Origin of the sequence: Paenibacillus sp. FSL H8-0280, from assembly GCF_045040665.1 — a bacterium.
GTDB classification, from domain to species: Bacteria; Bacillota; Bacilli; order Paenibacillales; family Paenibacillaceae; genus Paenibacillus; species Paenibacillus xylanexedens_A.
Genome location: NZ_CP150296.1, coordinates 365,465 through 378,092, shown reverse-complemented (window position 1 = coordinate 378,092; position 12,628 = coordinate 365,465). Strand labels below are relative to the sequence as shown.

General features: G+C 48.8%; 10 protein-coding genes. 4 read left to right on the top strand and 6 right to left on the bottom strand.

Going from position 1 to position 12,628, the window contains the following annotated elements; translation table 11 throughout:
- Positions 1-8 precede the first annotated feature (8 nt).
- Both MHI12_RS01830 and MHI12_RS01825 read right to left on the bottom strand, forming a co-directional pair.
- A complete protein-coding gene (locus MHI12_RS01830) occupies positions 9-932 on the bottom strand; it encodes a carbohydrate ABC transporter permease (RefSeq protein ID WP_405171339.1) in 924 nt (307 codons plus the stop codon).
- Between the two features lie 55 nt (positions 933-987).
- The gene (locus tag MHI12_RS01825) at positions 988-2,340 is read right to left on the bottom strand and encodes an ABC transporter substrate-binding protein (protein WP_405171338.1); all 1,353 of its coding nucleotides are present in this window, start codon (positions 2,338-2,340) and stop codon (positions 988-990) included.
- 361 nt (positions 2,341-2,701) lie between these two features.
- Here MHI12_RS01825 and MHI12_RS01820 point away from each other — a divergent pair, with 361 nt between their 5' ends.
- Together MHI12_RS01820 and murQ are read left to right on the top strand one after the other, a co-directional pair.
- Positions 2,702-3,658 (top strand): N-acetylglucosamine kinase, encoded by a 957-nt coding sequence (locus MHI12_RS01820; protein WP_405172914.1) that lies wholly within the window; start codon positions 2,702-2,704, stop codon positions 3,656-3,658.
- Positions 3,659-3,680: 22 nt separating this feature from the next.
- Complete coding sequence (murQ, locus tag MHI12_RS01815; RefSeq protein WP_405171337.1) at positions 3,681-4,586, top strand: N-acetylmuramic acid 6-phosphate etherase; 906 nt, start codon at positions 3,681-3,683, stop codon at positions 4,584-4,586.
- A 148-nt stretch (positions 4,587-4,734) separates the two neighbouring features.
- Here the strand turns inward: murQ and MHI12_RS01810 are convergent, their stop codons facing one another.
- The gene (locus MHI12_RS01810) at positions 4,735-5,574 is read right to left on the bottom strand and encodes a MurR/RpiR family transcriptional regulator (RefSeq protein ID WP_036616797.1); all 840 of its coding nucleotides are present in this window, start codon (positions 5,572-5,574) and stop codon (positions 4,735-4,737) included.
- Between the two features lie 126 nt (positions 5,575-5,700).
- Complete coding sequence (locus tag MHI12_RS01805) at positions 5,701-6,930, bottom strand: anhydro-N-acetylmuramic acid kinase (protein ID WP_405171336.1); 1,230 nt, start codon at positions 6,928-6,930, stop codon at positions 5,701-5,703.
- 282 nt (positions 6,931-7,212) lie between these two features.
- Between MHI12_RS01805 and MHI12_RS01800 the strand changes: the two genes are divergently transcribed.
- Positions 7,213-8,625: an N-acetylmuramoyl-L-alanine amidase gene (locus tag MHI12_RS01800; RefSeq protein ID WP_405171335.1), complete on the top strand. Its 1,413-nt coding sequence runs from the start codon at positions 7,213-7,215 to the stop codon at positions 8,623-8,625.
- A gap of 34 nt (positions 8,626-8,659) precedes the next feature.
- Positions 8,660-9,220, top strand: a complete 561-nt coding sequence (locus MHI12_RS01795; protein WP_405171334.1) for a GerMN domain-containing protein — start codon at positions 8,660-8,662, stop codon at positions 9,218-9,220.
- A 76-nt stretch (positions 9,221-9,296) separates the two neighbouring features.
- On the opposite strand, the gene MHI12_RS01790 is transcribed toward MHI12_RS01795, so the two are convergent.
- Positions 9,297-10,895 carry an MBL fold metallo-hydrolase gene (locus MHI12_RS01790; protein ID WP_405171333.1) on the bottom strand — a complete coding sequence of 533 codons (1,599 nt, stop codon included), beginning with the start codon at positions 10,893-10,895 and terminating at the stop codon, positions 9,297-9,299.
- The gene (locus tag MHI12_RS01785; RefSeq protein ID WP_405172913.1) at positions 10,892-12,562 is read right to left on the bottom strand and encodes an ABC transporter permease; all 1,671 of its coding nucleotides are present in this window, start codon (positions 12,560-12,562) and stop codon (positions 10,892-10,894) included. Before MHI12_RS01785 ends, MHI12_RS01790 begins: the two co-directional genes overlap by 4 nt.
- Positions 12,563-12,628: the final 66 nt, after the last annotated feature.

The following is a 12,628-nucleotide window of genomic DNA, read 5'->3' as shown; positions in this document are numbered from 1 at the left end:
AACTACCTCTAATACTCAATATCGCTGGAGAAATATTTGAACTGTATGACGGAGATGACAATGATGATAATCGCCAGTACAAACGACTGAGCCGAAGCCAATCCGAACTCATAGAACTTAAATGCCGTCTCATAGATCAGATAAGCGATTGTAGTTGTCGCAAAGTTTGGTCCACCCTGTGTCATCAGATATACAGAGATAAACACCTGGAAGGATGTAATAACACCCGTGACGAGCAGATACAGCGTCGTTGGTTTGAGCAGCGGCCATGTAATCTTGCTGAACTGGGTCCAGCCGCTGGCATGATCAATATCCGCCGCCTCGTACAGCGATTTCGGAATACCACCCATGGCTGCCAGATACAGAATAATGCCCGCTCCGTGCGATCCAAGCCAGTTCATTAGAATGAGGGAAAAGAGTGCCGTTCCCGACTGGCCCAGCCAGATTACCGGGTCAAGGCCGAACAGACCGAGGAAACGGTTGAACAGTCCTGAATCCGTCGGGTCAAAGATCGCCAGCCATACAATGGAGATGGTCACCCCGGAGGCTACCGCAGGCAGATACATGGTAGCTTTGAAAAATGTCTGCCATTTGCTTTTCATTTGATAGATGAAATAGGACAGTACAAATGTAATGAGAATATTGACCGGGACTGTGCCTACGGTGAAGATGACCGTATTTTTAATCGACTTCCAGAACGTCTCATCCTTCACCAGTCGCTCGTAGTTATCCAATCCAACCCACGTTGAGTTCATAATGTTGTATTTCTGGAAGCTCATCACAAGAGCCGTCAGAACAGGATACAGTGTGAAAATGAGAAACAGCAGGACAGGCGCCAAAACAAACAAATACGCCCACCCGTAGTCTCGCCAAAACCGGGCAACCCGGGAAGTCCGGGGCACTGACGGTTTTGGCGCAAGGGCGGTCTGCATGGCGAATCCTCCTCTCCTAATCAGTGTGGTTTTACGTTATGTTTGATTGTCCGAGTTATTGTCCAAACATCTGCTGGCCTTTGTTCTTGAAGTCTTCTGCGATCTGCTCCGGTGTTTTCTCACCCGAGAACAGCGCCTGGATGTTTGGCTTCACAACCTGTTCCTTGAATTGTTTTTGCTGGGATGCTTTATCGATATCCAGTTCAAGTACAACCGGCATCGCGATATTCTCTGCCATGACTTTTGCAGCAGCCAGATTATCCGCTTGCCCAAGTTCTTTCCCTTTAAACAGTTCTACCTGGGACTGTCTTACGAATGGAAGCGCCAGTTCATTGGCCGAGTTCCCTGCTTTGGCACCACTGAGCGCCTCCATGACCAGGAACGTATTTTTGGCATGCTGTTCGCCTTTGTCCTTCTTCTGTTTGAAGGCTACATACCCTTCGCCACCCATCGTTGTGGCCGCAGGTTGATCATCATTATGCGGTACAGGCAACAGGACAAAATCAATCTTCTCTCCCTGCACCTTGCCATCATCGATGTCCTTATTGCGGTTCTGAATCATCACATCATAATAAGGAATCGCTTTGGAGATGATCGCCGTTTCCCCCGCGTAGAACATATCCGTCCGTTTTGCTGGAGCAAGAGCCGCCGTTTCCTTCGGCATATACCCTTGATCCATCAGGTTTTCGATAAAAGAGAGGGTATCCAGAATGCGACCATCATTCCATTGGAATGTGCCGTCTTTATCAAGAACATCAATCATGCCGTTGTTCCGGGACAGCATTTCAATGAAGTCAAGCGAGGTTCCGTCGGTAACCAGTGCATATTGCTTAGCCCCGCCATCCAGCGTTTTGGTCAGCTTGGCAGCAGCATCGTTGAATTCGGACCAGGTCCAGCCATTTTGTTGAATGGACTTCCAATCAATGCCCGCTTCCTCCAGAATGCGTTTGTTACCACCCCATGCCCATTGGAATTGATACAACGGTAGTCCGTACTGTTTCCCCTGAATCTGGCCTAAATCCAGCGTACCCGGCAGGTAGTCGTCCTTGATCTCAGGTGTCAGGTAGCTGTCCAGCTCGAGTGCCAATCCCGTATTCACATATGTGCCGTCTACACTATGAAAGTAAAGATCCGGCGGGTTACCCGCGTTCAGAGCGACATCGAATTTTTTGGGCCCTTCCGCCCAGGAGAGCATTTCCGTCTTCACGGTAATGTTTGGGTGTTCTTTATTGAAATCAGAGATTAGATCCTTCAGTTCATCTTCATATGTGCCATGTACAGGATAGGTCCATACCGTTACCGTATCATCGGCATTCGGGTCATCCGAAGCAGCACCTCCGCTATTCCCACAGGCAGTAACCAAAACCATCATCAACAACATTGCCCATACCAGACCCTTCTTTTTCATCCCTTCATCTCCTTTGCATGTCATCATCCGATTCTTTCATTGCCTAACCATGCTACCCCTTTGTGATCGTTCGGCCTCCAAACGCCATCCACCTATACCGCGGCAGTAAGGAAAAGCACCTCCCCTGTAGATTGGGCCTGTCAGTCGCAGGCAAAATCTCTTAAATGCAATATTAACGTCAACTTAATTGACATTAACAGTATTAATTCCTTCCAAAATTGTAGATTGAATTCATTATATGAGTTGTAAAATAAAAATTCAACATTATTTTTTATTATAAAATTTAATTTTACTTTTTCTTTTCATGCAACTATACTATGTAAAAAGAAAACCCAAGCAAGCGAGGTGAGCCACTTTGCGAGTGTTTGTAGGCGTAGATGGAGGCGGTACCAATACTGATGCAGCAATCATTTCTGAATCTGGTGAAATTCTCGCCCGACTCAGCGGCGGTCCCACGAATCCTCACAGCGTATCAACTGAACAGGCCATTTCCGAACTGCAACGAGTGCTGGAACAGCTATTTAATCTAATACGTGATTTATCGACAAATTGTGAGGGTATATGCCTTGGTATGTCAGGTGTAGATACGATCCAAGAACGGCAACTTATAACCGAAGCAGTAAATAACTATATGAAGAGTCGTAATCGACAGGCATCTGAAGGTTGTCCAGTCTGGGTTGTATCCGAAGGAGAGAATGCTCTGATGGCCTCTCTTGGACATACTCACGGTGTATTGTGTATCTCTGGAACAGGTTCCATCGTGTACGGATTTACGCGGGAAGGAGAGCGATACCGTGCAGGTGGCTGGGGTCACCTGCTCGGAGATGAGGGGAGTGGCTATCGTATTGGGCAGCGTGCACTCCAAGTGGTTATGCAGAGTTATGACGGTGTTCTTCCTCCAACCCGTTTAACCCTGCTTCTTCTAAAGAAACTGAACCTTCGGGATATATCGGAGCTAAAGACACGGGTGTATCAGACGGATTGGGGCAAAACCGAGACCGCATCCATCGCCCGCCTTGCTATAGAAGCAGCTGAACTCGGAGATGAGGCCGCCCGGGTACTGATCATCGACGAAGCCTCGCAATTGGTGGATACCGCCAAGGCGCTGATTGCCCGTCATCCCGAATTTGCATCCACTCCGGTTGTCCTGTCCGGATCAATGTTTCGATACGCTACACTTTTCCGAAATACATTTATCCAGAAGTTATCGGGATATTATGGAGAGTTGGACTTTGTATATCGTGAAGATGCCCCCGCTCCAGCGGTTGGCGCAGCACAACTGGCAAGAAAACGCTGTTCCCTGAATGAATCATTTTAAAAGAGAGAAGGAGGCCATACGGATGAATCACATGCTGAATTCACTAATAACAGAACAACCCAATCCACTAACGGATCATATAGATGAATTGCCTTCGGCAGAAATTATGAGGCTCATTAATAAGGAAGATCAACGGATTGCGGAGCTCATTCAGCCCCTGATTCCGGTCATTGCTCAAGCTGCGGATCGGATCTTGGAGGCGTTTCATTCTGGCGGCAGGCTTTTTTATGTAGGCGCAGGTACCAGTGGACGATTAGGAATACTTGACGCTTCGGAATGCCCGCCTACCTACGGAACCCCGCCCTCCATGGTGCAGGGTATTATTGCAGGGGGATTCCGGGCAGTGAAGGATCCGGTTGAAGGTGCTGAAGATAGTCAGGAGTTGGGAGCTGCGGACCTTGATGAACAGGGCTTAGACAAAAACGATGTCGTGGTTGGCATTGCAGCCAGTGGACGAACGCCGTATGTGCTGGGTGCGATGAGACACGCCAAGGAGATCGGGGCTACGGTGATCAGCCTGAGCAATAATGCAGGCGCGCCGATGACCCTGTTGGCTGATGTAAGCATTGAGGCTGTTGTCGGCCCAGAGGTTGTCATGGGTTCAACACGTATGAAGGCAGGCAGCGCCCAGAAAATGATTCTGAACATGCTCACCACTACCGCCATGATTCGTCTGGGCAAGGTTTACCGTAATTTCATGGTCGATCTGAACCCTTCGAACGAGAAGCTTGTCCATCGGGCCAAACGCATGATACATCTGGCAACCGGAGCAAATGAAGCAGATATTGAAGAGGCTTTTACCGGTGCAGACGGTCATGTAAAAACGGCAATCGTCATGCTGATGGCAGGCGTGGACGCAACTGAAGCCCAACACAGGCTTGATCTGGCTGACGGATTTGTCCGCAGCGCCATTGCGGGGCCTTCCTGAGCCGTACAAGGGGTATTATTAGAGGTTGAAAGAGAGGAGCCCAACATTAGTCTGGGCTCTTTTTTTTATTTTTTTATTCTAAAAGCGGATATAATCCGTCAAAAAATCCCCTCCTGCATAAACAGAAAGGGATTCATATGGTTCTACTTCACTTGTGCTCCAGAATAGCCTGTCGGCTCTTCTCCAAATACTCCACCGACTGGTTGTAATCCCGACTGGCAATCGCCAGATACAAAATGTCGATCACGTTCAACTGAGCAATCCGTGACGATGTGGCTCCGCTCCGAATATCACTTTCGGTGGAAGTAATCATCAGAGGCACATCCGCCATACTACTGAGTGTATTGCTGCCCCACTTGGTAATGCTGATTGTCGCTGCACCGCCATCATGAGCATGCTTGAGACAGGAGATTACGTTTGAAGTCTCCCCTGAATACGAGATACATACCACCGCATCATCTTCACGAAGCGTCGTTGCGGACGAAATCTGCATATGCGGATCGGCGAACGAAAAGCTTGTGCGATTGATTCGCATGAACTTGTAATGTGCATCCAGCGCAATCAGGTTGGAGGCCCCTACTCCATAGAAAAAGATCCGGTTTGCCTGATGAAGCACGTCCACGGCTTTTTCCACCAGACGTGGGTCCAGAATATGAACCGTATCCTTCACCGACTGAATATTGTTTGCGGACACATGCTGAATAATGCTCTCCATGGAGTCCTGGGGACGAATCTCCGTATATTGATATGGCTCACTCGTCTGCAAATCTCCGGCAATCTTCAGCTTCAGCTCCTGAAAACCCGTTACACCCAGTGATTTGCAAAGACGGATAATGGCAGCTGGGCTGCCTCCACTCCGTTCAGACAACTGGGCCACCGAGGATTGAACAGTTTCTTGCGGGTGATCGAGAATATAAGCTCCGATCTTCCGTTCGGACGGAGTTAAGTCATCCATTAATGCGCGTAAACGTACAAGTCCACCTTTCATGCCTTCCATTCGCTCCTCCTTTCCGTACTGCATTCATGTACAAGCATTTTATCTTATAATTCCACTCACGTCTAATCGAATTCCTCGCCCTTCCATAACTGAACTCATATTAAAAGTCAGGCCTCACTAAAGTGTGAGATTGCCTGAGATTACGGCGTGTTTCGCGCCGGTTACGGCCGGAAGTGTATTGGTTCTTCCCATTAGTGCCTCATGGCCAAGTAGAGCAAATCCAATGGCTTCCCGAGCATCATCAGGTACGCCATAATCTGCTGTTCGTTCCAAACGGATATCTTTCGGTAGTCTCTGACGGATCATCTCCATCAACGTGGCATTGGAAGTGCCACCACCGCACGCAAGCATGGCCGATATTTGCACCTTGGGCAGGATAAAATCCTTTACTGCGCGCACGATGGTCTCCGCGGTCAGACAGGTGGCAGTAGCCAGCGTATCTTCAAGCGTTAAGGAACGCGCTGCGGCCATCTCCATCAGTCTCACTGCATATGCGGCTCCATATACTTCTCGCCCGGTACTTTTCGGCGGAAGTCTTTTGAAGTACTCATCCTCCAAACACAGTTCTACCAGACCCTGATCGACCTTCCCCTGTGCCGCAATACTTCCATTCGGATCATAATGCTGCCGCCCATCCGTTGCCTGCCGCACAATGGCGTCCATCACCATATTACCCGGTCCCGTATCAAATGCCGAAATACCTTCGGTAGATGACTCGGAGGGAAGCACCGTCACATTGCCAATGCCGCCGATATTCTGCACCAGCCGTCCTTCCGTCGGGCTGCGGAACATCAGAGCATCCGCATAAGGCGTAAGCGGGGCACCTTCCCCACCAGCCGCCATATCCCTTGCTCGTAGGTTACCAATCACTGGCAGCCCTGTCCGTTCTCGAACGACAGCACATTCACCGATCTGCAATGTCGATACCACATCAATACTGGCTCCCGTTGGCCCTGGAAATGCAGAGGCTACAGGAGCATGCCATACCGTCTGTCCATGCATGCTAATCACATCCACCTGCTGCGTTGAAATACCGGCAGACCGCATCAGTTCCGTAACGCTATGCGCATACCACTCTGATACACCAAAATGCGCGGCTGTCAGCTCGTCGACACGCGCCGTCCCCGGTGAACATAACCGAATCAGTACGTCTCTCAATCCATTCGAATACGGCACACAGACGAAATCAACCAGCTCGATCTGCTGTAATACCCCGCTCATATCGGTTTGAATACGCACCAGTGCCCCGTCAGTTCCATCAAGTGACGTTCCTGACATTAGTCCGATGACCAGATGCTCCTGCTTCAAACGATACTTCTCCCACATCGGATAGCTGCCTGTATCCATCCACTTCCAACCTCCTGCAAGACCCGATGAACACATCATCCTGCCATAATTTCACCCAGTATATGATATTAAATTTCACAAGTCAAACATTATATGAAATTTAATTACATCATTGAAAATAAAAAGAGAGATATTCATCCCATTTGCGATCACACATCATGTTTTCTTCCATCAATTGATAAATAGACATCAGAAGAGAAACATTTTTACATTTTTACCGTTTATACTATGTAGGTATATTTTGGAAGTGAGATAAAGATCTAATACTAGTCGAGGTGCATAATGAAGAAAACCATTTTACTACTGTTTTTGAGTCTGTTCTTACTCTTTTTGCTCCCTAATCAGGGAAATGCCGCTGCAAGCACGTCGAAAATTTTTATGGATGGAGAGCAATTAGTCCTCCCAAGTGATGTACAGGTGACGATTATCAATAAAAACGTGATGATCCCGATTCGTGTCGTTGCCGAAAATTTGAAATTCAAAGTCGATTGGAACCAGCAAGCACGCACTGTAAAAATTCAGCAAGATCAACAGACGATTTCCCTAAGCGTCGACCAAAAGCAAGCCATGGTTGCTGACAAACAAGTCACTTTGAACACAGCACCGCAGATTTTGAATAAAACGCTGGTGGTGCCCATTCGATTTGTCAGTGAACAAATGGGGCTTAAGGTAAGATGGAATAATCAAGACAAGATCGTATACTTAACAAACACCAGTAAGGAACCTGCTATCGATCCAGGCAACAGTTCTGGAAAAGGGCCTTCAACGTCTAACGCCCAGGTTACCGATATCCAATTTGCCAACAATCAGCTCGTTTTATCCACCGATGGGGCCGTTCAGCCGGTAGTAACGACCCTCAAGTACCCTGATCGTCTGGTTGTGGACCTGCCCGGAGCCACCTTTGGTGATATCTCCCAGCCGCTGGATCAAGGACTCAATGGCAAGTTGGATGTGAGCGGTTATCCCAATGTGACAGAAGTGAGATATTCACTGTTCAAACGAGAACCGGCACAAGTTCGCATTGTCGTAGAAATGAATAATGTGAAGAATGTCCAGTACAGCCACAATGTGATTGCCGACAAACTGATTATTGATCTGAATGTTGCGGGTGACAATGTCACACCTGCTCCAGTCACTCCAGCAGGCGACTCAGGACGCAAGGTTGTGGTCATCGATCCAGGACACGGTGGCAGTGATCCAGGGACGATCAGCATCACGAACAAACCCGAAAAGGAATACAATCTGGCAATAGCTCACAAAGTACAAGCCCTGCTGCTCAATGAACCTAATATCGAATTGGTGATGACTCGTGAAGGTGATACCTATCCGACCCGCCCTGAGCGAGTTAAACTCGCCAATCAATTAAATGCGGATGTATTCGTATCTATCCATGGCAATAGCGTGAAGTCCGCCCCTCTAGCCACAGGTACGGAGACATATTATTATCAACGCAGTAATAGTAAGGAATTAGCCACTATCATTCATCAACGTTTGGTGAAAGCCATGGGTCTCAGAGATCGTGGTGTGAAAAATGGCAACTTGGAAGTGATCCGAGACACGACCATGCCTGCAGTGCTTTTGGAAGTGGGATTCTTGAGTAATGTACTCGATGAAGAACTGATGTCGTCCGAAGTTGTTCAGATGAAAGCCGCTCAAGCGATAGCCGATGGAATCAAGGAGTATTTGGGCCTGTAAATCATCAAATAAATCAGATAAAGGAAGTGATTCTTTGAATAAGAAGTTAGGTTGTGCACTTATATTATCATGCTTGATCCTTATCGGAGTTGGATGTGCCCAGAAGCCAGTGAGCGAACCCGGTTCAAATGAACCTGCTGTTCAGGGAGGACAGGTGCAGGCACCAAACCCATCCGAAACGGAGGTGGATCTGGGCACAATGAATATACAAGTCGTCGATGTATATTTGGCAGACTCTCAGGTACTTGAGCTAGAGAAAACAGAACAGGAAATTGAATACAAGGATGATTCCGAAAAATACGAAAAAACATTTGCAGCGTTGCAAACAAACACCGATTCAGAGCTTGTTTCCCTCTGGGAGCAGGTGGAATTGCTCTCTATCCAATATGCTGAGGGTACGGTAACTCTGGATGTTCATATCCCCGCTGAAGCCAGTCTTGGTACCAGTGGAGAATTGCTCGCATTGGAAGCTTTAACAACAACGATGTTTCAATTTGATGAAGTGAAGAGCCTGGATATACTGGTGGATGGTGAAGCCGTTGATAGTTTGATGGGTCATGCCGAACTGGAGCACCCCATTCATCGCGAACCCTAACTGATCAGACAACAATGGAAAAAGAACGTCCCTATGGACGTTCCAATCTGACGCATCAATTCGATTCATGCACAATTCACACATATAGCTCGTCACCAGCAGACAGTGAATGTATAACTGTTCCCGGTGACGGGCTATTTCTGAGCAATCCTTCTTTTAATCTGTCCGTCTCTGCCCGGTCAGCATGCACAAGGACCGTATGCCTTGCTGGAACCTGATGCAGCATCCGTTCAACATCCTTCCAGCCCTGATGCACTTTATAGCGTATTTTCCGCACATCACACACTCCATACTTGTCAGGAACCCGTAGCAACTTATCAGCAAATGTACCATGAGCAACATGCCCGGTGAGCAGAATCAGATTCTCCTCCCTGTCCGATAATTGACTATAATACCAACGGGCAAGCGAGGACTGCATCATGCCGTCCGGAATAAACCATAGCGAAGCAGCATGATGTTCCAACAGTTGTTCCCGCTCTTGGGTAGTTGTAGGCAGATCCCATCCTCGTCCTGTCAGAAAGCAATCAATTTTGTCTTTCAACGAACTTCCGATGACATGCTCTCCCTTCTCCCTCAACCAATACGGAACATGCATAAGCTGTTTCATGCCGTCCACCAGCCCTTGTTCCACTACAATTGGGATAGCCGGGAATTGTTGCTGTGCCCACAGTATGATCTCCTGTCCACGCCCTACGACAGGCATAGGTAAGAGCACCTTTCCACCTTGAGCAATCGTCTGGCGAATGGCTCGTTCCAGCTGTTCCAGTTTGTAAGCCTGTGTATCTTGGTCCGTACCGTAGGCCGCATCAACGATCGCCAGATCTACCAGCCCGACGGAAGATACTGCTGCTCTATCTGCTCCGCTTGCTCTGCCTGCTACGTTTTCTCTGCCTACTCCATCTGCTCCGTTGGATGTGAAATTTCCCTGCTTCATGGGTATCTCCATGGATACGAGTGTTCTTGACGACGCTTCTGATGCAACAGATGTCTGATCTGGTGACGTTATGAGTTCTCCAGCCTTTTGCCCACTGTTTATAGCAATTAGTTCCTCCGCGCCCCACTGTTCACTGCTCGGAGCATCGGACACAGGATTCTCACGAATCATGTTTTCCCGTGAGAACGCCTCCGCTGGACAATCCTCCTGTAAAAGCATCGATTCGGACGTGTAGTCTCCGGAATAGAAAATCCGCTTCGCTTCTATTTCAAGTCCAAACCACACCGATCCAGCCAGATGTCCACTCCGGCCCCACATCACTTTTACTTCGGGAAAAGGTTCGAACCAGGTTTGGGATACGACCTCATCTTCCAGATACCGATAACGAATAGCTCGCTCATCTGCTTCATCATAAGGGAGTTTCTCGCCTACACGCTCTACAAACCTACGCCAGTTGGCAAAATACGTACGCAGCTGCGCCCTCGTCTCCCTCGTCGTCCACACTTCACCCTGGTAGCCCATCTTATAAAGCAAAGGGATGGCGACCGAATGATCCTCATGGGCGTGGGACAACAGGACCACATCCAGTTGCGGGACGATCTTCGGGTCAATCAGCGGATACTCGCCCGTACCTTCTTTTTTCACACCACAATCCAGCAAAAGGCGAACATTGCTGCCACTCAGGAGATAGGCGGAACGTCCATGTTCCCCTGCACCGCCCCATACGTTAAGTTTGATCATGATGCATTCCACTTTCTCTTTGAATTCAGCAGTTCGATTCCAAGCAGCATCAGCACCGTCATACCTACAGTCACCACGGCCATCGCCATGCCAAGGGATACCTGACCTTGCTCAAACTGGGCAAAAATATACGTAGCCGACGTCTGCATCGACGGCGGAAGAATCAACAACGAACCTACCAGCTCCCGGGTAGCAATCGTAAAGGTCATCATCCAGCCCGCCAGCATGCCGGGTAGGATCAGCGGAATCAGGATACGCCGCAAAATATACAGCGGTTTCCCGCCAAATACTTGCCCAGCCTGGAACAATGTTCCGTCAATCTGGGTAAAGCTCGATTTTACATACTGCACGGTGTAAGGCAAGAAGAGAACAACGTACGTGAGCACAACCATGCCGTAGGTGTTATACAACGTGACAGGCATCCAGGGTGAGTTCCAGAAGAGAATCAGACCCACGACCATCACGATGCCGGGCACCGTATTAGGCAACAGACTGAACAGGTCAATCACTCGCTGCATGAATGAAGATGATCTGCCGATCGCGAGTGCAAATCCGGTTCCGATAATAACAGCAACAGTTGAAGCCGCGAGGGATAGACCGAGACTGTTCCCGATGGCCTTCATACTCACCGATCCCCAAGATAACAGCTCCTTATAATGATCCAAGGTCAGATTATCAAAAGCAATTCCCGATCCCCGTAACTTCATGGTCGAAGCGGCGATGATGGAGAAATACGGAATACCTATCGACAGGATCAACAGGATTGCAAGATACACCCCGCACAACCATCCTGCTCCGCCACGAAGAGAATATCGCTTTGAACGTTGCCCTTTGCCACCAACCAGACGATACGTGAACTTCCGGCTCATGGCAGACTGCATATACCACATCACCAGACAGACGGACAACAGCACCGATGCCAGCGAAGTTGCCTTGCCGAAGTCAATCGGCCAACTGGAGATGTACTTATGAATTTCGGAGGTCATGACATAATAGCCAATCTTGCGCCCGAAGGTTGCGGGTGTTCCGAATTCCGCAATCGTTTTGACAAAGACCAGCATGATTCCCATGCCGTAAGACGACAACAATAAGGGTAAAATAATGCGTCTGAAACGGTATCCTGCACGTGCACCGTGCACGGCTCCCGCTTCTTCCAGATTGCCACCGATGCGGATCAACGCATCTCGAAGCAGCAGATACAGGAACGGGAACAGGTGCAAGCTCATGATGAGCACCATGCCCCAGAAGCTGAAGAACAGCTCACTCCAGCCCGCAGATGAAGGCACCCATTGCTGGAGATATCCCCCTTTTTGCATAAACAGAATCCAGCCCATCGAGCCGATATACGGCGGGGTCATGAACGGAATCATCAGGATTACATTGACCCAGCGATGCTCGCCCATCCGAGTCTTCGCCATCATCCAGGCCAGCGGTAGCGCCAGCAGTGTGGTTACCGCTACAACGCAGATGCCAAGCCAGACGGAATTCAGCAACACACCGGATAGATGATGACCGGTAATCGTGCGAATCGGTGCCATCCAGTCCCATTGTCCGTCCGGATACACACTTTGCCAGAAGATCAGCAAGAGCGGCACGCCAATGCTTATGGTCAGCAGAAAGAGGGCCAGAATCACGCCCACTCTCCGAAAAATTCGGTTGTTGTCCATTACAACAGGTTTCACTACGTTCACCTCACATGACTTTCCACAGACAGCAGGTATTCCTTTTGCCTA